Genomic DNA, 26,129 nt, shown 5'->3' with positions numbered 1-26,129 from the left:
TTTTTGTACTTTTATTGATCAACCAGAGTGACACTGACCTTCACGTCAAGGTTTTGGCCGCCTCCACGATAGACACCTTGCAGAGGACTTACATCTGCATAGTCCCGGCCGCTTCCTATGCGAATATGCTCTTCCAGGGCTTCTACATTATTTGTAGGATCTAAGCCTACCCAGCCGACCCCCGGGATCATAACTTCTACCCAGGCGTGAGTAGCTGCATCTCCAATTAAGGCTGAGCCTTCACCCACATACAAATATCCACTTACGTAACGAGCCGGGATTCCTTTGTCCCTTAGTACAGCGATCATAACGTGCGCATAATCCTGACATACCCCCGCCTTCAAAGGCCAGGATTCGTAAGCTTTAGTATTCACTTGAGTTACTGTGCCATCATAAACAATGGATTGATGAATAAAGGCCATGAGATCAAGGGAGAATTGGATCGGATCGGAAGAATCTCCAACAGCATCTTCGATTTCCTTGATTTGTTCTTTGTACATAAACGTGTAAGGTGTTTCATTTAAGAAAGCAAGGTAATGACTGCGAAATAAATCGGAATGAAAAATAGTGCGCATCTCATCAGAGAAGTGAATCATCTTAATGAGAGGACTCTTTTGAATGCTGACAGTTGACTGGGTTTTGACAGTCAAATGCTGGTGCTTTTCCGGAATAAAAAAGGTTTCTACATTGTTTCCCCAATAATCGATATGTTCCTTCATCACCGAATTTGGGACCACTTCTGAACGATAAGCAGATAGTCGCTGACATTCATCCGTGGTGGGTTTTAAACGGATATGATTCATACTTTGATCTACAAAATTTTCATAATAGAACGTGTTGATATGTTCGATTTCATACTTCATGAACTTTCCTCCTGCTAATTCTTCCCTATCTCACGTGTACGGGCTCAATCAAATAATATGTTTCAGAGAACATCCGGCTGACAGTAAGACAACGATCCTGAAAATGATCCAGAAAACTCATCAGTTCCTCCATATCCATATGTTCAATATCAGTTTCTTTTAATTCTTCTTGAATGGTTTCAAGCATGTGAAAGAGATCTTTTGAATAATGAGAAATCTTCCCGCCTTCAAGGCGTTGAACGGCTTCCATCACGTGATCCATGCAATAGCGAATAGATCTTGGAAATGATCTTTCCTTGATCATAAAATCAAGCACATGTCTGGATTCCATCGTAGGCGGGTGTTCTTTAATGTACGCATCATACCCATTCAGGAATTGAAGAGCTGTAAGCCAATAATAATAATTATTCGTTCCATAGCTTGCCTCTTTCCTGTTTTTTTCACAGATAACATTTAAGACACGCGCTGTTTTATCCGCCCGCTCGATCCATTTTCCGATTTTTATAAATGTATAGGGAATTCCCCGGCTCATTGTTGATTCAATAATTCCTTGTGCAGTCATAGAAGTGGTTTTTACTTTCTTCAGGTACTCCTGAGTATTCTGTCTCGTGTTCGGCAGCTCCTGCCAATCTTTCTGAGCTAAATGAAATTCATTAAGAACCTCCCATAACTCATTAGGAATGATATCTCTCGTAGCCCTCGCATTTCCCCTCGCAAAATTCATGCTATTCAAAAGGGAATTTGCATTGATCGGACTAATGGTCAAGTATTGAATAATCGTTTCCCGGTCAATCCGTTCGTAACGCTCCATATAATCGAGCTTAGAGGCACAAATGTCCAGAACTTCACCCCAATCACGATCCATGATCTCTTGATCAGATGCCTCAAGCATGTGGATCAGTTGGACACCAAGAACTCTGGAGTTGTTTTCCGCCCGCTCAATATTACGAGCCATCCAATATAAGGAGTCTGCTACACGACTAAGCATGAGTTTCTCCTCCTTCCGACAAAATCCAAGTATCTTTTCCGCCGCCGCCCTGTGACGAATTCACGACTAGCGATCCTTCTTTAAGAGCTACTCTGGATAGTCCTCCAGGAATGACATGAGTGTATTCTCCGGTCATCACAAACACACGTAAATCTACATGACAAGGATAAAAACGCCCATCCTGATAAGCTGGAGCTCTTGAGAGTTTGATTGTCGGCTGAGCTATATACTGGTGAGGAGATTCAATTATTTTCCGTCTAAATTCATTTTGTTCCTCTTCCTCTGATTGTGGACCAATTAACATATCATATCCACCCGAAGCTCCTACATTTTTTATAACCAATTGATCGATATTTTCCAGGACATATTCAAGTTTTTCGGGATCGCTTAGGAAGTAGGTTTCTACATTAGGAATAATAGGTTCTTCGTCTAAGTAAAACCGGATCATATCAGGAACATAGACATAAATAGCCTTATCATCTGCGACACCATTTCCGATTCCATTTAAGATCGAGACATTTCCTTTTTTATAAGCTCTGAGTAAACCAGTAACCCCCAGGGCTGAATCCGGACGAAACGCTTCCGAATCGAGAAAATCGTCATCAATTCGTCTATAAATAATATCTACTCTTTTTAATCCGCGGATGGTCTTCATATAGACAACATCATCTTTTACAAATAAATCTCTTCCTTCTACTAGCTCAATGCCCATTTGCTGCGCCAAAAATACGTGATCATAATAAGCAGAGTTATAGATTCCCGGGGTCAGTAATACTGCCGTAGGGGTAGAATGGGGTTCTGCATTTGGCGGGGTGTGGCTTATAACTGCCTTATGAAGCTCAGAAACCTGATGTTCAAGAGTTTCAATTGAATGTTCAAAAAATAATTCCGGGTATACTTGTCTCATAACATATCGATTTTGAAAGACATAGGACATCCCGGAAGGATTTCGCAGGTTATCCTCTAAAACCCGATAATCACCGTTTTCATCTTTAATCAAGTCCACGCCTGCAAGAAATACGTGATTATTTAAAGGGACATTCACTCCCCCAATTTGTTTATTGTAATAATACGGATTGTTCTCAATTAGGTCTCTAGGTATTATACCTGCTTCTATAATTTTTTGGTCGTGGTAAATGTCTTCTAAAAACAGATTAAGGGCTTTTATTCGCTGCTTCATTCCCTCTTCTACCTTATTCCATTGAGGCTCGGGAATAATAATAGGCACAAAATCGAACGGCATCGTTCGTTCCGTACCTCCGGTGTGATTATAAACTGTAAATGTAATTCCCTGCCTCAGGAAGTTTAACTGAGCTGTTTCATGTTTTTCACGCAGTTCCTTCTCGGAAAAATTTTCCATTAATTGGTAGAAGGATCTGTAGTGACGTTTAGGATTCCCGTTGTCCCCCATCATTTCGTCAAAAAATGTTCCAGTTTTATATTGGTTTAGCAAAAAACTCTCCTCCATTCTGACGATATGTTAACTACTTACCCTAAGTTTACCGCAACTACACAAAAATTGTAAGAAAATTTAAACAAAACCCGTCTCCCGCTGTTATAATTAACAGCGGGAGACGGGTTTTCGAATGAGCCTATTCCATAGTAATAACTATTTTTCCTTTAGCATGATGACTTTCACTTGCTTCGTGTGCTTTTCGAATTCCTTCTTCACTAAGGTTAAAACGATTTCCTATGACAGAGGTTAACTGGCCTTCTTCCATCATTTCTGCCATTTTGGAGAGACGTTCACCGTTCGGTTCCAACCACACAAATCCAGCCTTGACTCCGTGCTGTTTAGCTTTTTCTTCATCTGGAGGCTGAACAATGGAAGCTAACCGTCCACCTTCTTTCAGAATACCAAAGCTTTTCTCCTGGTTTTCTCCTCCTAACGTGTCCAGTACAATATCTACTTCACTAAGAACTTCAGAGAAATCTTCCTGTTTATAATTAATAAAGCGATCTACACCAAGCTCTTCTACCCAGTCCTGATTCTTACCGCTTGCCGTAGTGGCTACATACGCTCCCATTTGTTTAGCCAGTTGTATAGCGTAATGACCTACACCGCCGGAACCTGCATGAATAAGCACCCAGTCACCTTCTTTAATCTGACCAAAGTCCACGAGACACTGCCACGCTGTCATCCCTGCTAAAGGTACCGCTGCTGCTTCATCGTAAGGGATGTTTTCAGGAATGCGGGCGAGTTGTTCTTCATCAATTACCGCATACTCAGCGTAAGTGCCTAGACGCGTGGTAGCTGGGCGAGCAAAAACTCGTTCCCCTACTTTGAACTGTTCCACACCTTTACCGACTTCCTTAATTACTCCTGCTGCATCCCAGCCTAGAATTATCGGAAAATCAAAATCCAGCATGTCTTTCAAATAGCCTTCTCTTACTTTCCAATCAATCGGGTTAATCGAAGTTGCTTTCATTTCCACCAGAACCTGCCCCGCTTCCGGTGCAGGGGTATCTACTTCTTTCTCTATTAATTGGTCTTTACCACCATATTGTTCAATTACAATAGCTTTCATTACGTTACACTCCTTAATTATGAAGGGTTACACACCCATCTATTTTCCCCTATAATAAATAATAAAACGTGATAAGATGAGGAAGGGTTACGGTACTCTTATTCTCATACTTTTTGTAGAATTTACATTCAATTCGACCTAAAGTTCATATATATTTTTTCATATAAAAGGATGATCATGATGATGCAGCAAGCTGAGGAAAATTTACAGAAATACTATGGCTATTCTTCTTTCCGTAAAGGTCAGAAAGAAGCGATCAGTCATGTGCTCCACGACCGCAATACGCTGGCTGTCATGCCAACAGGTGGAGGTAAATCGTTATGCTATCAAATTCCAGGCTTAAGTCTTGAGGGCACAGCTATTATTATCTCCCCGCTTATTTCCTTAATGAAAGACCAGGTGGACGCACTGGATTCCTATGGAATTGCTGCAACTTATATTAATAGCTCACTTTCTACGGGAGAGCAGAGGCAGCGACTTCACGATTTAAGACAAGGGCGTTACAAGTTCGTCTATGTTGCTCCTGAACGATTTGATTCTCCTCAGTTTTTGGCAACGATTCAGAGTATTCCCTTATCTCTCATCGCCTTTGATGAAGCCCACTGTATTTCCCAGTGGGGACATGATTTCAGACCGAGTTATCGTTCTATCGTGCCCACCCTGTATCAAATCACTAACTTACCAGTTTTAATGGCACTCACAGCTACAGCTACCCAGGAGGTAATCCGGGATATTAAACATCTGATTGATGTACCAGATGAATCGGTGGTTAATACGGGGTTTGCGAGGGACAACTTATCCTTCCGCATCATAAAAGGCAGGGATAAAAGGGAGTTTGTAGAAGAATATTTAAAAACCCGCCCTAATGAATCAGGCATTATTTATACCGCTACTAGAAAAGATGCGGACAACCTGCAACACTACTTATCCACCAAGGGATTTTCCGCCGGAAAGTATCACGCTGGGCTGACAGAAAATCAGAGAAAGCAGGCTCAAGTAGATTTTGTCCAGGATGAAATTACTACGATTATTGCAACCAACGCTTTCGGCATGGGGATTGATAAATCCAATGTACGGTATGTGATCCACTACTCGATGCCTATGAATATCGAATCTTACTACCAGGAAGCTGGACGTGCCGGACGGGATGGTGAACCTGGTGACTGTGCCCTGTTATTTTCCAGTCAGGATATTAATCTTCAGCGTTTCTTAATTGACCAGTCACCTGCAGAAGAAAAAAAGAAAGAAGAATACGCCAAGCTCCAGGCTATGATTAACTATTGTCATACCCATACCTGTCTTCAGCAGTATATTCTGGATTATTTTGAAGACCCGTTTTCTTCGGAACCTTGTGGTAAATGCTCCAATTGTACACTCGTAGGTGACATTCAGGACATGACTCTCGAAGCCCAGATGGTTTTATCCTGCGTTAAAAGAATGGGGGAACGGTTTGGCGCAGGTCTGACCGCTAAAGTACTTAAAGGGTCTTCCGATCAAAAAGTAAAACAATTTAAGTTTCATACCCTTTCCACATACGGCATTATGTCCAAGTATACGGAGAAAGAATTGACGCGCTTTATTCATTTTCTAACAGCAGAAGGATACCTCACACCCGGAAAAGGCCGTTACCCTGCTCTGCAGTTGACGGATGAATCCTTGGCTGTCCTTAAAGGTGATAAGCCTGTGGAAATGCTCGTAGAGTCCACCACTACTAAGCATGAACAAAACTATAACGCAGACTATTTTGAAGAGCTACGACAAGTTCGGAAAACAATTGCTGATGAAGCAGGACTTCCACCTTATGTTATATTTTCTGATGCGACCCTTAAAGAATTCACCATCTACCTACCTGAAAACCAGAGTGAGATGTTAGCCATTAAGGGAGTCGGTGAACGGAAGTTTGAACAATACGGAGAAACGTTTCTGGAAACCATTCGTCCATGGGCGAGAGAAGCGGACTCTAAACCAGTTCCTGACAATGCTCCGTCTTTCTCCATAAGAAAAAAGGACCCAAAGGACGATCGTCCAAGTTACCAAATTACATTTGAGATGTGGAAAGAAGAGCATAAAGAAATCAAAGAGATTGCCAAAGAACGCGGTTTAAGTTCACAAACGGTTGAAAACCACTTGTTCCGAAGTGCCCAGGAGGGATTAGAAGTGGATTGGGATCGCTGGTTTAATGAGGAGCAAGAGACGAATATTCTTCAAAAACTTGAAGAAATGGAAGAGAAAAAATTGAAACCATTAAAAGAAGCTTTGCCTGAAGATTATACGTATTCCATGATTAAAGCAGTACTTAACAAGCATGAACTTATGAAGTAACTCACTTTATTCCACGGAGGGATAGGATGACAAAGTCTAAAATTACCTTAGATACAGCAGCAAAGTTCGATCAAAATGACGTGCTTCAAAACTTTAGAAAAGAGTTCTATATTAATGATAAACGCTTTTATATGGATGGTAATTCATTAGGCTTACTTTCCAAAAGAGCTGAAAAAGCTATACTCGCCTCTCTTGAAGATTGGAAGACCCATGCGATTGGCGGATGGACAGATGGAAAAGAACCCTGGTTCTATATGTCAGAAAAATTAGGAGCTAAAACTGCTCCCCTGCTAGGTGCCAGACCTGAAGAGGTTATCAGTACTGGTTCAATAACCTCCAACCTTCACCAGCTGCTAACTACATTTTACCGTCCGCAAGGGCAGCGGACGAAAATTCTGGCCGATGAACTGAACTTCCCTTCCGATATCTATGCTTTAAAAAGCCAATTGGAGCTCCACAGCCTGGATCCAGATGAACATTTGATTCAAGTAAAAAGTGATAATGGGGCGACGCTGTCTGAAGAGGATATCATCAGGGAAATGAGAAGCGATATCGCCCTCCTCCTCCTCCCTTCCGTTCTTTATCGAAGCGGGCAGCTTCTGGATGTAGAAAAAATTACAAAAGCTGCTCATGAACACGGGATTATAGTTGGTTTTGATTTAGCCCATTCTATCGGGGCTATCCCTCATAACCTTGATGATTGGGGTGTCGACTTTGCGGTCTGGTGTACCTATAAATACTTAAACAGCGGCCCTGGCGGCGTTGGTGGATTGTATGTAAATAAGAAGCATCTAGGAAAGAAACCTGGTCTTGCCGGATGGTTCAGCTCAAAGAAAGACAAGCAATTTGACATGTCTCACGACTTAACCCATGCTGAAACAGCGGGTGCCTATCAAATGGGAACCCCGCACATCTTGAGTTCCGCTCCTCTTCTGGGTTCTTTAGATCTCTTTCAAGAAGCAGGAATCGAAAACGTACGACACAAATCGCTGCATATGACCCGGCTGATGCTCGACTTGGTTCATCAGGAACTTGATGGATTAGGTTTTCAAATCGTCACACCATTAGAAAATGAGCGCCGCGGAGGTCATATCAGTCTAGTACATTCAGAAGCAGCGAGCATTTGCAAAGCTCTTAAGAAGGAGAATGTAGTTCCCGACTTCCGAGCTCCAGATGTAATTCGACTTGCTCCTGTAGCGCTTTATACTACTTATAAGGAAGTCTATGAAGTAATGATGATCTTAAAGGAAATTATGGTTAACGAAACCTATAAGAAATTCAAAAATGAACGGGATATAATTGCTTAAGGAGGATTTTATGAAACTCATTGATATATCCATGCCATTACACAACGAGACACCGGCCTGGCCGGGAGATGAACCTTTCCATTACAAACGCACGATGACGATGGAGGAAACGGGTTCAGTTAACATCGGACAATTTAAAGCAAGCAACCACACAGGTACACACGTGGATGCCCCTTTCCACTATGATGAGAATGGATTAAAAATAGCTGATCTCCCGCCAGAACGATTTATCGGTGACGCTCTCGTCGTAAATATGGAAGGGAAAACAATTATTCAAGCAGAAGATCTCCGTGCTTTTGAATACACCGGTGTAACGAAGCTTTTATTCCGCACGACAAGCTGGAACAATCGGAATGCATTTCCTGACAATTATACAGTTATAAGCAGTGATGCAGCTGAATTTTTACATTCCCAGGGGATCGATCTGATTGGAATTGATACTCCATCGGTGGATCCTTTGGAGAGTAAAGAATTAGCTGCTCACCACTCCTTGTATAAGCATGATATTTTAATTATAGAAGGTTTGGAACTCGACCATGCAGCACCAGGTGTTTATGAGCTAATGGCTTTTCCATTACGGATGGAAGAAGCAGATGGCAGCCCTGTACGAGCGATTTTACGGCAAAAATAAAACTCGAGCGCATATGAAGACCATATGCGCTCGCGTTTTTTCTTATTTCTTTAATATATTTTGTTCTTTTGCCATTTGTTTAGCCACTTTAGGAGCAAGCCAAATCATTGGCAGTAAAAGAAGCGACACTGGTACAGCAGTTACAACGATAAAGTTCTGAAGTTGCGTAATACCGCTGTCCCCTGTAATTAGAAGGATAACGGCTACTGAGCCCATCAAAACTGCCCAGAATATACGAAGCCAGCCTTGTGGGTTGCCTTCACCGGTCACAGCCATAGCAATCGTATAAGACATGGAGTCACTGGTCGTAACAACAAATAGAATCGTTAAGATTAAAAACAGCGGTGAAATTACGCTGGCAAGCGGAAACTGTTCTGTGATAGCGAACATGGCTGCAGGGTTACCTGCTGCATTAAGAGCGTCAGACACAGAGCCAGGATTGTTTAGTTCAAAGAATATTCCGGATCCGCCTAATACAGTGAACCAGAACGTTGAAATAACTGGTGCAAATACGGAAACCGCAATAATAATATCACGAATTGTCCGGCCTCTTGATATACGGCTGACAAGAATAGCCATCATTGGACCATACCCAATGAACCAGCCCCAGAAGAAGACCGTCCATCCAGATAACCAGCCTCCGTCCCCTCGGAAGGTACTCATCGGGATAAACTGGTCAATATAAGTCCCGAAACCTGAGATAAAATGATTAAATATAAATCCTCCAGGTCCAAATATCACGATAAATGCCATTAAACCAATCGCTAATCGAACATTAAAACTACTTAGATATTGAATTCCTTTATAAAGTCCTGTTACTGCAGATATGGTAGAAATTAATACTACAGCAAAAATGATGGTGAACTGAGTACTGAATTGGTTAGGGATACCGAATATTTCCTGCAACCCGTAACTTGCCTGCAGTCCAAGAAACCCTATCGGGCCAATGGTGCCTGCCGCCACTGCAATAACAGAAAAAGCATCAATTAATGTACCAAACCAGCTGTCGCGGATCTTTTCACCGAAAATCGGATACAAGAGAGTGCGCGGTTTCATTGGCATACCTTTGTGATAATGGCCATACATCATGACAACAGCACTTATCGTACCAAGAATTGCCCAGGCCAAGAAGCCCCAGTGCATAAAGCTTTGCGCAAGTGCCGGGTTAATAGCTGCCTGTGTCCCAGCTTCGATTCCTGACTGATAAGGAGGTACAGTAAGGAAGTGATACATAGGTTCAGCTGCTGCCCAGAATACTCCTCCGCCGGCAAGCAGGGTTGCCATAATAATCGACAACCATTTATAAAGACTAATTTCCGGCTTGTCCATATTCCCCATCTTTATATTTCCGTATTTAGAAAAGCCTAACCCAAGACCCACGAAGAACGTGGCAAGCATAAGCACCTGCCAAAAAGCCCCGAAGTATTTCGCTGACCAGGCAAAGCTTTCGTTAACCATTGTTTCTATTAAATTAATATCAATAAGTGCAACAACCACGAAGAGTACTAAAATCCCTCCGCTGATCCCGAATACCGGCCAATCAATTTGGCCTGTTTGTTTGTTATTCATTGATGAACTCCTTTATAGTATGATGGATGCTTTTAAACACAATTAAATACTCTAACACTATCCTTATTATGGTGTAAAGTTTAAACTTTTAGCCGTATGATTGTTTGGTTGGAGTTCTAAACACAAATTGACCACGACAATGTTGTCGTGGTCAATGCTTATTCCGCTTCATCGTAATCTACATTTTTGTCTTTGTGACGCTTTTGACATTCTTTACAAAGCTTAACTTCAGCTTCTTTCTTAGAGGTCAATAATTTACCACAATTGCTGCATTTTCCAAACTCATTAGGGTTTGCCTGGAAACCTGGAAGTTCATTCTCTGGACCTGGCATTTTCAACTCTCCTTTCCGTGTTTTTGTTTATGTTTTTTCATTCCCATAATTCTCTGTTCTCAATCATCTGGTAAGTTCTTTGGCTGCCATTAACCCGGAGAGCGTCACTCCAAGTGTCCCAGCACCTGGGAAAACGGTATCTCCGCATTGATAAATACCTTTAATCCCTGTACGAATAGAATAGCTTCCAAGCCAGCTGTACTTACCAGTAGGTGCATATCCCCCTACTTTTCCCTGATCTCTGCGCAGCCACTTCTGAAAAGTAACCGGTGAACCGGGTAACACAAGGTCCAGATGATCGGCAAATCCAGGAAAGTAATGGTTTACTGTTTCAATCAATCGTTGATTCATCTTTTGCTTTGCAACATCATAATCTTCATTTTCCCACCACTGAGCCACGTTTGTATGGGTGGATATCGTCAATGACCGCCTGCCTTCGGGTGCCATTTGACGATCAGAAGGGTCTGAAAGGGAAAGCAAGAACTGTCCTCCATCATGCAAGTCGTCCGGGTGATTCGGATCGATGAATTGGTGGTAAAGTACGTCGGTATTTTTAAACACCTCTTCGTGCACCCCCGCATGAATGATGAATGCTCCCCATGCTTCTCTTTGTTTTTCTTTTTCTGGCTTAATATAGGATTGGCTTCTTAATTCTTCGGATAATGTACCATGTAGATTGTGAACTGAATTATTTAAAATGACATAATCAGCTTCAAAAACCTTGTTTCGTTTAGAATGCAAATGATAGTCTGACCCCTTCTTTTCTACTAAGTGGACGGGGTGTCGTAAAAACACCTCATTTCCGTTTTCTTTAATATACTTCGATAATTGTTCAGCTACCGAAGCCAATCCACCATGAACAGCAAATGCACCTTTATGGAACGTTTGTAAAGCCGTAAATCCAAGAAAAGCCGGACACCTTTCTACGCTAGTTTGTACACTGTCCATAAGCTCTCCATTTAAAAAGATCCGAAACAGGCGATTATGATGGAGATTATATTTTTTTAACCGATCATAAACCGTCTGGTTCATATAGGGAAGGAGTTGAAGAGACTTGGAATTGATCATAGGAGTTAACCGAATCCAGTCACCCAGGGTTTTCGGCGGAAAAACAGGGAGTTTCTCAACCATAGCATCTACCATTTCCCCAACTCGAAAAATTTCATCATAGAACGCTTGAATCTTAGAGGCATCTTGAGGGAACTGAGATTTAATTTCTTTATACCATTGTTCTCGCTCACTGTAATAATGGATGGTTCGATCTGGCATATGGATATCCATGATCGGATTCAACAATGTCATAGAAGGCTTATTTAAACCAAGGGATGAATACAAACGATCAAAAACACCGCCTGGCTCAAATCCCATCCCCACGGTTGCTCCCGATTGAAATCGATAGCCCTCGCGTTCATATTTGCCTGCACTGCCGCCTAACTCATTAGATGCCTCCAGTACAGCTACACTCCAACCATTCCGAGTTAACTCGGCTGCAGCAGCGAGTCCTCCAAAACCCGCTCCTACTACACATACATCATACTTCATTGGCATCGCCTTCCTTTACCTACTACTTTCCCTCTCTTTATTCATTTTAAATTAGTATGAGCCTATTGAAGATTCTTTGGACTCCTAACTTCTCGTAAATAAGTTATTAACACTCGCCTCTCAAAACTTATAAAAAGCTAACCCAAAGGCAAAAAACAATAAAGTTATTTCACTATAGGGCCGGATAATTGAAGACTCAGTTTCGAGATATTGGTTATGAGGAAGGTCCATCGGGGGACGATTTCGCTTTCCGTGGGCATGGGGTAAGCTTCCTCAGGCTTCGCCTTCCGGAATCTTACCGATCATGTTCATCCCACAGGAGTCTTCATCGTCCCCCTCCGGACCTTGCGATAATTGTGTCTCCAACCTCTTTGGAGTAGAGCAATAGTACGAGAAAGAGATAACATTCGGAACACATTGGTTTTGTAGCGTTACCACGTGAATGACACTGCTATAGAAGCATTTGAGGCAGATTTACCATGTCTCCTTTTTCCTATAGAAGGGTCCGTTCGCCAGATATCGCTGGGTTGGTGGGAAATGGCGAGACTCCCATGGGAGAAGGAACTAGGTGAGATCCCGCAGGGAGTGAAACGAGCGAGGAAGCTTACCGTTCCCCCATAGGAAAGCGAGTTATTTCCCACCAACCCTTGTCCATCTTACGTAACGGACCTAACTATCTCGAAATCAAGTCTTACAGAAAAGGGAGCTTATCTTTAAGATCAGCACGTTCTAACAAAGCTGTTATTACCTCAATCAAAAAAGAAGACGACCTGGCTCTTTACCGGTCGTCTTCTCTGCTTCTTTTTATTCGAATGATATAGCCCAGCTGCCTTGACGCATTACTGCTTCTTTACTTCCGTCTTCCATAATGCCATCGATATCTAGTTTGTCGGACCCCATCATAAAATCAACATGAGACAAACTATGGTTAATTCCATTTTGATCAAGTTCCTCTTCACTCATATCAGATCCGCCTGTCATATTATTCGGATAGGCTTTCCCAAGTGCTAAGTGACAGGAAGCATTTTCATCATACAAAGTATTGTAGAATATTAATCCGGACTGCGAAATTGGTGATTCATGAGGTACAAGTGCCAATTCTCCCAAACGACGAGAGCCTTCATCCGTATCAAGCAAATGCTTCAATGTCTCTTCCCCTTCTTCGGCAGAAAAGTCAGTCACTTTGCCTTCTTCAAAGGTCAGAGTAAACCCATCGATTACGTTACCACCGTAGTTCAAAGGCTTCGTACATGTTACCTTACCATTCACTCCATATTTATGAGGAGCTGTAAATACTTCCTCTGTAGGCATATTTGGATTGAACTGAATGTTTTCCTTCTCCGTTGTGGCAGGTCCGCCTTTCCAGATATGTCCTTTAGGAAGTGCTACCTCTAAATCAGTGCCAGGCGCCTTATAGATTAGCTTGCTGTATTGTTTTTTATTCAAATACTCACGCGCTTTAATCAAAGTTTTATTGTGCTTTTCCCACGCAGCTACTGGATCTTTCTGATCGACGCGCACAATACTGAAGATCTGCTCCCATAGTTTATCCTGAGCCGTTTCTTCGCTTTCTCCCGGGAAAATCTTTTGCGCCCAGGCAGGAATTGGAATGCTTACAATCGACCACTGAATGCGGTCATTCATAGTGTAATTTCTGAATGTCGACATGGCTTCTGACCTTGCTTTAGTAGCTGCTGCTACTTTCCCTGCATCAATACCTTTTAGTAAATCAGGATCTGTCGAACGAATGGAAAGGATGGCCGCCCCTTGTTCAGCAAAATAGGTGAACTTTTGCTGCTGCCACTCTGGAACCTCTGATAATGTCTCTTGTGACGCATACTCATATTTCATACGTGTGAGTTCATCGTCACTCCAATTAATATGTACATCTTCAGCTCCCATCTCGAAAGCCTTCTTTGCGACGATACGAGTAAATTCAGCACCTTCAATGGTAGAGTTGATCATCAATTTTTGTTGTTCTTGTAAATTGACTCCTGTTCTTAAAGCCAGTTCTGCATATTTTTCCAGTTTATCTTGACTTGGCATTCTCATCTTGTACTTCCTCCCTATCGAATAATTGTATCCGTATTCATTATTCCATATTTACATTCTCGTGTCACAATAAGAGACCCGGGACGTTCCGGGTCTCTTAGTATTATCCATCGTTTTCGATTTCTTCCACAATTAATGAAAGTTCTTCCCAACGCTCCATCTTAGCTTCTAATTCGTTTTCGAGTTCTTCCTGTTTTTTATAAAGCTCTTGCACCTTATCAAAGTCACTAGCTGCAGCTGAAATTTCTTCTTCTGTTTCCTCAAGCTGAGTTTCTAAAGTGGCAATTTCATCTTCAATGGTTTCCCATTCTTGTTTTTCACGATAGGTGAGCTTACGTTTCCTATTGGATCTTCTGGTTTGTTCCTGGGTAGATGTACTCTTTCTTTTACTATCCTCTTCCTTCGCTTCCTCACGGCGCGCCTCTAAATACTCTGAGTAATTTCCATAAAAACGCCGGATGTTATCCCCTTCAAATGCAATGATCTTGTCGATCGTACGGTCAAGGAAGTAGCGGTCGTGAGAAACTGTAATAACGACTCCAGGAAATTGGTCGAGGTAATCTTCAAGTACACTAAGTGTTTCTGTATCTAAGTCGTTCGTAGGCTCATCCAGAAACAGAACGTTCGGTTCACTCATGAGTACGCGCAGCAAGTAAAGCCTGCGGCGTTCCCCTCCAGATAGGCGCTTAATATACGTCCACTGCTGGGGTCTAGGGAATAGAAAACGTTCGAGCATCTGCTCTGCCGTTACTTCATCCCCCTCAGCCGTGGTAATAACCTCGGCCACTTCCTTAATATACTCTATAACTTTAAGGGATTCGTCCAGTTCCTCATGGTCCTGAGTATAATAACCAATCTTTACAGTGGATCCAATCTTTACCTCACCAGCATCCGGTCTAATTCTTTCTGCCATAATATTAAGCAGTGTCGTTTTTCCGGAACCGTTAGCCCCTATAATGCCCAGGCGTTCTCCTGGTACCACGAGATAGTCGAAGTTCTTTACAATTTGCTGGGAACCAAAAGCGAGAGATACATCCTCTAATTCAATGACTTGATTTCCAAGTCTTGTCGAACCGATGGCCATATCTACCTGCTCTTTATGCGTGTCAAACGTCTCGTCCTTCATTGCTTCCACTCGCTGTTTTCTAGCTTTCTGTTTGGTCGTCCGGGCTTTCACCCCACTTTTAAGCCAGGCTAACTCTCTTTTTAGTGTATTGCGGTGCTTTTGTTCAGCCTGACGCTCCCACTCTTCACGCTCTGCTTTTTTCTCTAAGAAAGTTTCGTAGTTTCCTTCATAAATATATAAACTTCCTTTGTCCAGTTCATAGATTAAGTTGGTTACTCGGTTTAAGAAATATCGGTCGTGAGTTATAACCATTAAAGCACCTTTATAGGAGGCCAAGTATTCTTCCAGCCATTCAATGGTTTCATTGTCTAAGTGGTTGGTCGGTTCATCCAGCAGTAAAAGATCCGCAGGCTGAATCAGAGCTTTTGCGATAGCCACCCGTTTTTTTTGGCCGCCGGATAAATCTTTCACCTTTTTCTGATACGACTCAATTCCAAGCTTTGAGAGCACAGTCTTAGCCACAGTATTGGCTTCCCAGGCATTCTTCTCCTCCATTTTTTGCTGCAGGTCCAACATTCGCTGCTGCACCTCAGGATTCTCAGGAGTTTCAGAAAGTTCAAGCATCACCTGCTCATACTTTCTCATCACTCTCATTATGTCTGAATCACCGTAATAGATCTGTTCCAGCACAGTTTTATCCTCTGCCAGATCCGGCTCTTGAGGTAAATATTCAACCGTAAAGTCTTTAGCATGGTCGATTTGGCCACTGTCCGCTGTTTCCAGTTTGGCTAGAATTTTCAGCAAGGTAGATTTACCTGTACCATTAACTCCAATCAGGCCAATCCGCTGCTGGTTGGTTATAGTAAAAGATATATCCTGAAATAAATCCTTATCTCCGAAACTTTTGCTCATATGATCAATTGATAAAATACTCATCACGCTCATCCTTTTTCACACGAATCTTTTCCCATCATATCACATGAGCTCAACCGAGTGCTGAGTGAAGCTCCTGTGTGAAACTGTTTCCTTTGTAAAAGCTTAAAAACCCCAGGACTTGAAGTCCTGGGGCAATTCTTACCTTTGTTGAGCTTGTCTTTCCTTTTCCTCTGCTTCAATCGGCTGATCCCTTCTCCAATACTCCATTCCTTCGACGCCTGGCAGGTGATCCTGATAGAAGACTGGATCTTCTCCCGCCATACGCTGCTTCCTGTAATCCTTAAGTGCATCATAAGCCACGGAGGATAATCGGAAAATGGCGTAAAGGTTAATTAAAGCCATAATACCCATTGTTAAATCTGCAAGCGACCAGACAAGAGCAAATTCTGCAACAGCGCCAAACATTACCATGAAAAGTACAGCGATACGATAGATGAAAATATTAGATGAACTAGATTTAATAAACTCAATATTTGTTTCACCATAATAATAATTTCCAATGATGGAACTGAAAGCAAATAAGAATATAGCGACCGCAATAAAGATCGAAGCCCATGTTCCTAATTCAGATTCAAATGCCGACTGAGTGAGCTGGATCCCATCAAGGTCGGTACCTACATAATCCCCTGCAAAGAGAATAATAACAGCAGTAGCACTACAGATAAGTAAAGTATCTGTAAACACCCCGAGGGTTTGAATTAATCCCTGTTTGACAGGGTGCGTCACCTCTGAGGTAGCGGCCGCGTTAGGGGCACTACCCATTCCTGCTTCGTTTGAGAACAGGCCGCGCTTAATCCCTATCAGAATCATACCGCCAAAAGTACCACCAGCTATTTCTCTAAACCCGAAGGCTCCCTGGAAAATTTGCCCGATCATAGTTGGAACTTGACCAAGATTGATGAAAAGTACATAAGCCGCAAGGATAATATAGAAGATTGCCATAATTGGAATAATGTACTGAGTAACCTGGGCTATACGTTTTAAGCCTCCAAAAATAATTAAAGCCACAATCAAGGTTAAGATTCCGCCCATTACCCACTTTTGGATATCAAACGACCTTTCAAAAGCAAGCCTGATTGTATTCGACTGAACAGAACTAAACACAAGCCCATAAGTAAATGTAATTGTAATAGCAAAAAGAATACCAAGCTTACGGTTCTTCAGCCCTCTTTCCATATAATACGCCGGACCGCCCCGGTATTGATCTTTATCGGGGATCTTATATATTTGAGCTAATGTACTCTCAATAAAGGCGGACGCTCCTCCGAGTATCGCAACAAGCCACATCCAAAACACAGCGCCTGGTCCACCAACCGTTATTGCAGCAGCTACACCAGCTAAGTTACCTGTTCCCACCCTGGAAGCCGTACTAATAGCAAACGCCTGGAATGGGGATGTCCCTTTCTTCCCTTCTGCTGAGATTGAGCGCTTATCGAAAAGAACCTTAACCATTTCAGGAATATAGCGGAATTGCACAAAATTAAGTTTGATTGAAAACCATAACCCACAACCTAGCAGGGCAGCCACAAGTATGTAACCCCACATGTAATTATTCAAGGTTTCAAGTAAAGCACCCACGCTTTTCCACCTCCATATTTTATTCAAATAATTGCCAATTATGGGACTTTTCCCAACTCCATGCAGATTTAAACCGCTTTCTAGCTAAAATCACCTTTATTAATCTACCAATAAACCCAGTTAGACTCAAATGAAATATTTTACAAATATCAAATCGGAATGTTGCTCTATTGGAAGCATAGTTGCAGAAATTAAGATAGAGAATTTTGCAGTTAAGAAGAAAATTCTACTTTAAGATGTAAAAATTATCTATTGACTTGAGAATTATTTTCATTAGAATAGTAAATGGGATTGAAAATCATTTTCAATAAGGAAGTAATAATTTATTACATACGAGGTGAAGGAAATGAAAAACAAATGGTTTTTAGTAAGCCTAATGTTGATTGTATCAATCTTTGCTTTAGCTGCATGTGGCAGTGGTAACGATGAAGGTTCTTCCAATGAAAGCGAAGGAACTGAGGAGAACTCTTCAGAGGAAGGTTCTTCTGAAGAAAACGCTTCTCAAGAATCAAGTGGCGAAGTTAATTTATACACGGGTCGTCACTACGAAACCGATCAGGAGCTATATGATACGTTTACAGAACAAACAGGTATTAAGGTGAATGTTATTAAAGGCGACGACGATGAACTGATCGCACGACTTGATCGTGAAGGAAAGGCTTCTGAAGCTGACTTGTTAATGACTGCTGATGCTGGCCGTCTGTACAGAGCAAAATCTCAGGACCTCCTTCAAGAAGTAAACAGTGATATTCTAAATGAAAATATCCCCGAAAAACTTCGTGATCAAGAAGGTCAATGGTTTGGCCTTACAAAAAGAGCTAGAGTTATTGCCTACCATAAAGAACGTGTAAATGAAGAAGATATTCAAACATACATGGATCTTACAAAAGATCAATTCCAGGACAAAGTGCTAATCCGCTCTTCTTCTAATATTTATAACCAGTCTCTTCTTGCTTCTATGATTGCCTTAGAAGGCGAAGAAAAAGCGAAAGAATGGGCCCAAGGAATCTTTGATAACATGGCTCGTGAACCAAAAGGCGGTGACCGCGATCAAGCTAAAGCTGTTGCAGCAGGAGAAGGTGACGTAGCGGTTATGAATACCTATTACCTTGGTAAACTTCTGAACTCTGAAGATCCAGAAGAAGTGAAAGTTGGAGAACAGCTTGGCGTCATCTTCCCTAACCAGGATTCAACTGGTACTCACGTTAATATCAGTGGGATCGGCATGACCGCGAGCAGTAAAAATAAAGAAAACGCGCAGAAATTCATGGAATTCCTTACCACAGAAGAAGCGCAGAAACAATTCGCAGAAGCGAATTATGAATACCCTGTGAATCCTGATGTAGAGCCATCAGAGCTTCTTAATAGCTGGGGAGATTTCAAAGAGCAGGACATTAATCTTTCTAAGCTAGGTGAAAACAACGATAAAGCAGTTAAAATTATGAACGAAGTAGGCTGGAAGTAAAACCATTGGCTAAATGCCGTACTCTTAGAGAAAGAGTACGGCATTTAGTATATATACAAAACAATTGAGAACTGTTATCATCTTTATGAGTGTTCAAACTTGAATCAACCATACACCCTGCTGCCTGGTTGATTGAGGTCTGAACGCAACCAAGCCCTAAAGGACGTGTTCCGATTGAAGCTGTTCCGTAAGCTGCCTGGATATATGAATGTGTGGTCTTTGTTTAGTTTGATCATTGTCATTCTCATCTTACTTCCAAATATAACCATATTAATCAACTTCTTTACTCAGGAAGCTGATAACTGGGCTCACATTCAGAAGTTTATACTTCCTGACCTGCTTAAAAATACAAGTTTGCTAATCATATTTACAGGCATTCTCACGATTCTAATTGGTACGAGTTTAGCGTGGCTTGTGTCGGCCTATGATTTTCCCATGAAGAAATTCTTTAAATGGGGACTTATTCTCCCCCTAGCTATTCCACCTTATATTGCGGGTTACACGTATAATGGCATCCTGAATTATACTGGAGTCATCCAGTCGACCCTTCGCAATCAGTTTGGAATGAAGGTTAACCAATCCTACTTTGATATATTAACCCTTCCAGGTGCCGTGTTTATCTTCACCCTCTTTCTGTTTCCTTATGTTTACACTATCACAAGAGCGTTCTTAATGAATCAATCAGCTTCTTTGGTTGAGAATTCCAGGCTGCTCGGCAGGAATTCATGGGAAATTTATTTCCGTGTTGTGCTGCCAATCTCACGTAGTGCAGTCGTTGGAGGTGTAAGTCTTGTACTCTTGGAAGTGCTGAATGATTACGGAGTTGTGCAATACTTTGGAATCCCTACTTTCAGTACGGCAATCTTCCAGACTTGGTTTGGAATGAACGATTTAAACTCAGCTATTAAACTATCTGCTACTCTAATGTTTATTGTGTTTGGTATCCTAATTCTCGAAAAAGTGCTAAGAGGCCGTAAGAAATACAGCTATTCTCAAGCCAAAGTAAGGCCGCTGACTCCAATAAAATTAAAAGGAGCTAAAGCCTGGTCCGCCTTCGGCTACAGTCTACTCGTATTCTTACTCGGTTTTTTGATCCCGTTTATACAATTAGTAGATTGGATGTTCTTAACATTTGATAAAATTGCATCCCCTCAGTTTATGCAGCTCATTTGGAACTCTTTGCTCGTATCCTTTACAGGGGCAGCAGTCATTATTATCTTTGCTGTTATCATTGCGAATTTTTCACGTATGCACCAAAGTATTATTTCTAAGTCAGCGGCACGAGTAACCATACTAGGATACTCGATTCCTGGGGCAGTTATTGCGGTTGGAATTAGCACTGTTTTCATCCAGATTGATAACGTGTTGTTTAATTTCTATGAATCCATTGGTATGGAACCTACCCTCTTCTTAAGTACCAGCTTATTCATGCTGGTTTCAGCCTATGTGATTCGCTTTCTGGCAGTCGGATATAACTCAATGGAATCTGGATTTGATAAAATCGGCAACAAGTTTACGGAAGCTTCCAGAATGCTCGGAATGAACTTAACCAAAACCTTCTTTAAAGTAGACCTGCGCATGGTTAAAGGGCCATTGATCAGTGGATTTATTCTTGCTTTTATTGAAATACTAAAAGAACTTCCTTTAACTCTGATTTTAAGACCATTTAACTTTGATACTTTATCCACTAAAGCCTTTCAATACGCAAGCGACGAACAAATCCATGAAGCTTCACTTGCTTCCATTATCATTGTTCTTATTAGCGGGATTGCAATCTATATTTTCCATCAAGTATTAGAAAAGGAGCCGAATTGATATGTTTGTCCAAATCAAAGATCTTTGCTTTAGCTATGGAAATTCCAAAAATAACACCATCCAAAATTTCAATTTAACGATTGAACAGGGTGAAATTATCTCGATTCTGGGTGAGAGCGGTAGCGGTAAAAGTACTATACTGCGATTACTTTGCGGGCTGGAAACCCCAAGCTGCGGAAAGATTGAGATTAATGATCAAGTGATGACAGACGATCGTCATTTTATATTACCTGAGAAACGCGGCATTGGGATGGTGTTCCAGGACTACGCTCTCTTTCCTCATATGAACGTGAGCGAAAATATTCAGTTTGGACTGAAAGGTTTTGGGAGGAAAGCTAAGAAACAGCGGGTACATGAAGTTCTGAAGCTCGTTAATATGGAAAGCTTTGCTAAGCGATACCCGCATGAATTAAGCGGAGGACAGCAGCAGCGAATTGCTCTGGCACGAGCTCTTGCTCCTAAACCTTCTTTATTGCTTCTGGATGAACCTTTCAGTAACTTGGATGCGGATTTACAAATCAAGATTCGCAATGAATTGAAAGAAATTATAAAAAAAACAGGCATCACTTCAATTTTTGTAACCCATGACCGTGAAGATTCAAGGGCTATAGCAGATCGTATTATAACGATGAGAAATGGAGCGGCTCATGATTGGGATTCCATTTGTACTTCACGTTACGATCAAAAAACGAAAGAGAAAGAGTTCGTCAATCTTTCCTGACCATAAAAAAGCGCTGCGGGCAGCAGCGCTTTTTTATCTTTTTCGTTTCCAAGGCAATTTGGTACCAAACTTCTCCGCAAGTTCTTTCGATTCTTTCCGTCTCTCTTTACGGTATTCATGACGCCTTTTTGCTCCATCATGCAGCCACTGTTCCTCTTCTGTTTCCGGGTAGACCCCTGGTACAGTAGATGGCTGGCTGTTTTCGTCAACAGCAACCATCGAGAGAAAGGCTGTGGTACAAACTTTACGGTCACCTGATAGTAAATTTTCTGTTGTCGCTTTGACAAACACTTCCATAGAGGTGTTATGAGTGTAGGTAACAAAAGCCTCTACACAGATTGTGTCTCCTTCTTGAACCGGCTGAAGAAAGTCAACAGAATCTGTTGAAGCTGTTACCACCGGCTTTCTGCAGTGCCGCACCGCAGCAATAGCAGCTACATCATCAATGTAGGCCATCAGCCTTCCTCCAAATAAAGTTCCGTGACTATTCGTGTCAGGAGGGAGTACATGCGAGCTTTTAACAGTAAGTGAATCGATACATGGTTTTGCGTCCATTAGTTTCGTCTCTCCTTTTCTATGGAATCGTTCTCTCATAATAGTATACCATGAACGTCTAAAATCAATCGGCAGGCGGCAAATGGATTTCGAATAAGGCCCCCGGCCGCTCCGGGTTATTCGCGGCTCTTATTTTCCCGCCGCTTCGTTCAATAATGGCTCTTGAAATAGCCAGACCCAATCCTGTTTCCCCTTCTTTTCCTTTAATGAAACGTTCAAATAATTGAGGCAGAAGATCCTCAGAAATTCCTTGTCCATCATCACTAACGCGGACTCGAAGACCTTTATCGTCTAAGACCGTATGAATTTCAATCTGATCTTCAGCATGTCGTATGGCATTACTTAATATATTTATAAAGGCTTGCAGTACCCTCTCCTGATCTACATTGGAGTAAAAGGAATCACTAGTATCTACCTCTATTTTCACCCCCTTTTCCTGAGCTAATGGCAAGATCCGATCCTTCGCCTGATGCACAAGTTCGATAATTTCGGTGCGTTCAGGGTGATACACATCTTCACTACTGTCCAGTTTGGCGAGCAGAATCATTTCATTCACTATTTTTTTTAATCGCTCCGTCTCACTGACCATCACACTCAACCCTTTTTCAGCTGCTTCCCCTTCGAATACACCATCGCGGATCCCTTCTGCATAACCTTGGATGGACATCAAAGGCGTTTTGAGTTCATGAGAAGCATTTTGAAAAAATTGCTTTTGAGAGTGAATATAGCGGGCCAGCTCCTCAGCCATGTGACGTACACTTTGTTCTACTTCTTTAATTTCCCCGGTAGATTCTACAGGACGCACATCGTTGAATTGCCGCTTCTCAATCTTTTTCACTTCTTGTTTTAATTTGGTCAGAGGTGTCACCAATCTACGCGTCAGGAAGTAACTGACCACAATGGCAAGAACCAGTCCAATTAAGAAAACGACCACCATTCTAAAAGCAAATACCGATTGAACGGCCTGCAAATCATTGAGCGGTGTCGCCATCACTAGAACTTCATCATTTTCTTCTGATAATGGAAAGTCATAGATGACGTATTTTTCTCCCCCGCTCTCCCAAACTTCCTGGTTTTTCAATTCACTTTCGTATTCGGTCATCCAAGTACGCGCGATTTGAGACGGCATCGTACGAAATAATATAGTATTTTCAGTCCGGTTGAACAAAAGAATGGGATAATTTCGATCCTGAAGCAGTTGAGATAATTGCGGGCTCCTTGAAGTATCTTCTTCGTTAATAATATCAATCAACAGTTCAGCTCTCGCTTTTAGCTGTCTTTGTTCATCCTGAATAAGCATGTCCATCAAAAGAGAGTAGATGAAAAAGGCGGTAATTGACATGATGATGATAATTAAAGCGGTAAATGCTGCATTCAATTGATAAAGAAGTTTCATGAGGACTGCCCTTTATCCCGCAGCCGATAGCCATAACCCCATACCGTTTCGAGGGGAAGCTGCTTCATCTTTTTACGTAATCGCTTTACAAGGTCATCAACGGCCCGGTCACTGCCAAAATAGTCTTCTCCCCATACTCTCACTAATAATTCCTCACGAGAAAATGCCCGGTTTTCTTGCGTTGCCAGTATTTTCAGCATTTCAAATTCCTTTGTGGTGACCTCTACTTCTTCATCCTGAAAGTAAGCTCTCCTCTCCCCTTCATTTAGTAAGAGCTCTCCACTTTCAATTCTATCTTCATTTGAATGCTGCTCTGGCTGCATCACTTCCCAGCGTTTCAAGTGACGCTTCACTCGTGCCACAAGCTCCCTTGGACTGAAAGGCTTCGTCAAATAATCGTCTCCGCCAAGCTCCAGCCCAAGGATTTTATCTACCTCTTCATCCTTAGCTGAAATGATAATAATCGGAACTTGGGAACTCTCTCTTACCTTTTTACAAAATTCATAGCCATCCATTCCAGGAAGCATAATATCAAGCACCCATAAATCAGGTGATTCACTTTCAAATATTTCCCATGCTTTCTCCGCTGTTTCTACTGCTGTTACTTTCAGTCCTTCTTTTTTTAGATATCCTTCTACGATATCTCTTATATTTGGATCATCTTCTACCAATCCCACGAATTGATTCATCGGATCGCCCTCCTAAAACTCAGGTTTTTTCTATCATCTCATATTTTTTTATTCTCCTCTCGTTTTACACACTTTTTCCACATTTTCTCCAAAATCATTCCATATATGAGTCGTAGAATAAGAATTGTACAAAGAAAACACAGCAGGATCAGTCAGCAACACTTATTCCTTAAAGGGAGGCCACCGCATAAGATGTTGGACGAAGAAAACAAAAACCAAACTAAGCGTAGTTATAAACGTACAGGATTAGCATTTAGTGTATTAGGAGCTATAATAGCTGTTTTCATTGTGACCACAGTTTTTCAATGGAAAGGCGTTTCAATAAACGTTAATACGAATGAGCCTACCGCTCAAGCTGATGAATTAAATCTGGGTGAATCTCAAAGTGCTACTACCCAGGCGATCAACGAAGCATCTGAAGCAGTAGTTGGAGTTAGTAAAATGCAAGAAACACCTCAAGGGACTCAAAAAGCCGGTACAGGTTCTGGGGTCATTTACAAAAAAGATGGTGATCAAGCTTATGTCGTAACGAACCACCATGTGGTAGAAAAGGCTAGCAGTCTTGAAGTTGTCATAAGCGGTGGTAAGAAGGTAGAAGCCGAACTAAAAGGCAGTGATCCATTAACAGACCTGGCCGTTTTACAAATAGATAGCGAACATGTCAATAAGGTTGCCGACTTAGCTAAAGCGGAAGACGTAGAGGTCGGACAAACAGCCATAGCCATAGGTAATCCACTTGGCATGGAATTCGCAGGCTCTGCAACAAAAGGTATTGTCAGTGGTCTTGAACGCAATATCCCTGTAGATATTAACGGAGACCAACAGCCAGACTGGCAGACCGAGGTTATTCAAACAGACGCAGCGATAAACCCAGGAAACAGCGGCGGCGCGCTGGTCAACCTTCAAGGCGAAGTCATAGGCATCAATTCTATGAAAATCGCTAAAGAAGAAATCGAGGGTATTGGTTTCTCCATCCCAATGAATGTAGCTAAACCAGTCATTAAAGATCTAGAGACAAATGGTGAAGTAAAACGCCCTTACATGGGAGTATCTCTTCAAGATCTCAGTCAAGTGCCTGGCTCTATTCTGCAGAGAGATTTAAACCTGCCTTCTGATGTAACTAAAGGCGTCATTGTTCAGGCAGTTGCTGAAAAATCTCCAGCCCAGAAAGCCAACTTAAGTAAATACGATGTAATTACTGAAATCAATGGCAACAAAATTGAATCACTTATGGATCTGCGTCAAATCCTTTATAACGATGTAAAAGAAGGTGAAACTGTTGAATTGACAGTTTACCGAGACGGAGAACCTATGAAAGTAGATCTTAAACTTTCTTCCCAATAAATTAAGATTCGGTGGGAGACAATTGAAGGAAGTGGACTTAGCCCGGCACTTCCCAGGTAATCGTCGTTTTACCACCAGGCATGCTAACTATTTTCAAAAACCATAAAAAAACCTCTCTCTTGTAAGGGTATCCATCGATCGCTCGTGGATACCCTTTTTTTAGGTGTATTTATTTTTTCATTCATCGGCAGAAGACTTCCTCTTCAAGCGCCGTGTCGAAGACCGGTGGTAAGGGGGAGATGAATGCCGTCGCCGTAAGGCGAATGCCTTTGAATATTCTCCCTTCCGTGATATCCTAAAGTAAGAACATACGTTCCTGATTAGGAGGTGGAAAGGTTGAGGCATAAAGCGTATAACTTTCGTATCTATCCAAATAAAACCCAAGAATCGCTCATCGCTAAGACAATCGGTTGCGCTCGTTTTGTCTTCA

The 26,129-nt window shown here is 41.8% G+C and carries 21 protein-coding genes; 8 read left to right on the top strand and 13 right to left on the bottom strand.

The window, feature by feature from the left end; all coding sequences use genetic code 11:
• Positions 1-11: 11 nt before the first annotated feature.
• The 4 genes from ACTWPM_RS10885 to ACTWPM_RS10870 form a co-directional block, all read right to left on the bottom strand.
• Positions 12-863 carry a transglutaminase family protein gene (locus ACTWPM_RS10885; RefSeq protein ID WP_443133063.1) on the bottom strand — a complete coding sequence of 284 codons (852 nt, stop codon included), beginning with the start codon at positions 861-863 and terminating at the stop codon, positions 12-14.
• A 25-nt stretch (positions 864-888) separates the two neighbouring features.
• Positions 889-1,851, bottom strand: coding sequence for an alpha-E domain-containing protein (locus tag ACTWPM_RS10880; protein ID WP_443133062.1), 963 nt, complete (start codon positions 1,849-1,851; stop codon positions 889-891).
• Entirely contained in the window at positions 1,844-3,304 is a 1,461-nt protein-coding gene (locus tag ACTWPM_RS10875) for a circularly permuted type 2 ATP-grasp protein (RefSeq protein ID WP_443133061.1), read from the bottom strand. Before ACTWPM_RS10875 ends, ACTWPM_RS10880 begins: the two co-directional genes overlap by 8 nt.
• A 139-nt stretch (positions 3,305-3,443) precedes the next feature.
• Complete coding sequence (locus tag ACTWPM_RS10870; RefSeq protein WP_443133060.1) at positions 3,444-4,379, bottom strand: NADP-dependent oxidoreductase; 936 nt, start codon at positions 4,377-4,379, stop codon at positions 3,444-3,446.
• 180 nt (positions 4,380-4,559) lie between these two features.
• Between ACTWPM_RS10870 and recQ the strand changes: the two genes are divergently transcribed.
• From recQ to kynB, 3 genes are read left to right on the top strand one after another with little or no spacing between them, the layout of a single operon-like run.
• Positions 4,560-6,701, top strand: coding sequence for a DNA helicase RecQ (recQ, locus tag ACTWPM_RS10865; protein WP_443133141.1), 2,142 nt, complete (start codon positions 4,560-4,562; stop codon positions 6,699-6,701).
• Positions 6,702-6,727: 26 nt separating this feature from the next.
• Positions 6,728-8,008, top strand: a complete 1,281-nt coding sequence (gene kynU / locus ACTWPM_RS10860) for a kynureninase (protein WP_443133059.1) — start codon at positions 6,728-6,730, stop codon at positions 8,006-8,008.
• Positions 8,009-8,018: 10 nt separating this feature from the next.
• Entirely contained in the window at positions 8,019-8,639 is a 621-nt protein-coding gene (gene kynB, locus ACTWPM_RS10855; protein ID WP_443133058.1) for an arylformamidase, read from the top strand.
• Positions 8,640-8,681: 42 nt separating this feature from the next.
• Here kynB and ACTWPM_RS10850 read toward each other — a convergent pair whose 3' ends face one another.
• The 6 genes from ACTWPM_RS10850 to ACTWPM_RS10825 all read right to left on the bottom strand — a co-directional run bounded on the left by ACTWPM_RS10850 (position 8,682) and on the right by ACTWPM_RS10825 (position 17,681).
• The gene (locus tag ACTWPM_RS10850; protein WP_443133057.1) at positions 8,682-10,208 is read right to left on the bottom strand and encodes a BCCT family transporter; all 1,527 of its coding nucleotides are present in this window, start codon (positions 10,206-10,208) and stop codon (positions 8,682-8,684) included.
• A 158-nt stretch (positions 10,209-10,366) separates the two neighbouring features.
• Positions 10,367-10,540: a hypothetical protein gene (locus tag ACTWPM_RS10845; RefSeq protein WP_443133056.1), complete on the bottom strand. Its 174-nt coding sequence runs from the start codon at positions 10,538-10,540 to the stop codon at positions 10,367-10,369.
• A 63-nt stretch (positions 10,541-10,603) separates the two neighbouring features.
• The gene (locus tag ACTWPM_RS10840; RefSeq protein ID WP_443133055.1) at positions 10,604-12,082 is read right to left on the bottom strand and encodes a phytoene desaturase family protein; all 1,479 of its coding nucleotides are present in this window, start codon (positions 12,080-12,082) and stop codon (positions 10,604-10,606) included.
• A gap of 804 nt (positions 12,083-12,886) precedes the next feature.
• The gene (locus ACTWPM_RS10835; protein WP_443133054.1) at positions 12,887-14,134 is read right to left on the bottom strand and encodes an aminopeptidase; all 1,248 of its coding nucleotides are present in this window, start codon (positions 14,132-14,134) and stop codon (positions 12,887-12,889) included.
• A gap of 103 nt (positions 14,135-14,237) precedes the next feature.
• Positions 14,238-16,136: an ABC-F family ATP-binding cassette domain-containing protein gene (locus ACTWPM_RS10830; protein ID WP_443133053.1), complete on the bottom strand. Its 1,899-nt coding sequence runs from the start codon at positions 16,134-16,136 to the stop codon at positions 14,238-14,240.
• Positions 16,137-16,274: 138 nt separating this feature from the next.
• A complete protein-coding gene (locus ACTWPM_RS10825) occupies positions 16,275-17,681 on the bottom strand; it encodes an alanine/glycine:cation symporter family protein (RefSeq protein ID WP_443133140.1) in 1,407 nt (468 codons plus the stop codon).
• Between the two features lie 379 nt (positions 17,682-18,060).
• Here ACTWPM_RS10825 and ACTWPM_RS10820 point away from each other — a divergent pair, with 379 nt between their 5' ends.
• The 3 genes from ACTWPM_RS10820 to ACTWPM_RS10810 all read left to right on the top strand — a co-directional run bounded on the left by ACTWPM_RS10820 (position 18,061) and on the right by ACTWPM_RS10810 (position 21,715).
• Positions 18,061-19,179 (top strand): Fe(3+) ABC transporter substrate-binding protein, encoded by a 1,119-nt coding sequence (locus tag ACTWPM_RS10820; RefSeq protein WP_443133052.1) that lies wholly within the window; start codon positions 18,061-18,063, stop codon positions 19,177-19,179.
• 204 nt (positions 19,180-19,383) lie between these two features.
• On the top strand, positions 19,384-20,994 hold the full coding sequence (locus tag ACTWPM_RS10815; protein ID WP_443133139.1) for an ABC transporter permease: 1,611 nt from the start codon (positions 19,384-19,386) through the stop codon (positions 20,992-20,994).
• Between the two features lies 1 nt (position 20,995).
• Positions 20,996-21,715, top strand: a complete 720-nt coding sequence (locus ACTWPM_RS10810) for an ABC transporter ATP-binding protein (protein ID WP_443133051.1) — start codon at positions 20,996-20,998, stop codon at positions 21,713-21,715.
• A gap of 33 nt (positions 21,716-21,748) precedes the next feature.
• Here the strand turns inward: ACTWPM_RS10810 and ACTWPM_RS10805 are convergent, their stop codons facing one another.
• From ACTWPM_RS10805 to ACTWPM_RS10795, 3 genes are all read right to left on the bottom strand, one after another.
• On the bottom strand, positions 21,749-22,270 hold the full coding sequence (locus ACTWPM_RS10805) for an acyl-CoA thioesterase (protein ID WP_443133050.1): 522 nt from the start codon (positions 22,268-22,270) through the stop codon (positions 21,749-21,751).
• Positions 22,271-22,334: 64 nt separating this feature from the next.
• Positions 22,335-23,666, bottom strand: a complete 1,332-nt coding sequence (locus ACTWPM_RS10800; protein WP_443133049.1) for a sensor histidine kinase — start codon at positions 23,664-23,666, stop codon at positions 22,335-22,337.
• Positions 23,663-24,355 carry a response regulator transcription factor gene (locus ACTWPM_RS10795; RefSeq protein WP_443133048.1) on the bottom strand — a complete coding sequence of 231 codons (693 nt, stop codon included), beginning with the start codon at positions 24,353-24,355 and terminating at the stop codon, positions 23,663-23,665. The genes ACTWPM_RS10800 and ACTWPM_RS10795 overlap by 4 nt, the downstream gene beginning before the upstream one ends.
• A 192-nt stretch (positions 24,356-24,547) precedes the next feature.
• Between ACTWPM_RS10795 and ACTWPM_RS10790 the strand changes: the two genes are divergently transcribed.
• Together ACTWPM_RS10790 and ACTWPM_RS10785 are read left to right on the top strand one after the other, a co-directional pair.
• On the top strand, positions 24,548-25,699 hold the full coding sequence (locus ACTWPM_RS10790) for a S1C family serine protease (protein WP_443133047.1): 1,152 nt from the start codon (positions 24,548-24,550) through the stop codon (positions 25,697-25,699).
• 327 nt (positions 25,700-26,026) lie between these two features.
• The coding region (locus ACTWPM_RS10785) for a helix-turn-helix domain-containing protein (RefSeq protein ID WP_443133138.1) at positions 26,027-26,129 on the top strand (103 nt) is incomplete at its 3' end.

It is taken from the genome of Halobacillus sp. K22, from assembly GCF_052246795.1.
Taxonomy (GTDB): domain Bacteria; phylum Bacillota; class Bacilli; order Bacillales; family Halobacillaceae; genus Halobacillus.
Note: the sequence above shows the minus strand (reverse complement) of the source record. Positions and strands in the feature narration are given on the sequence as shown.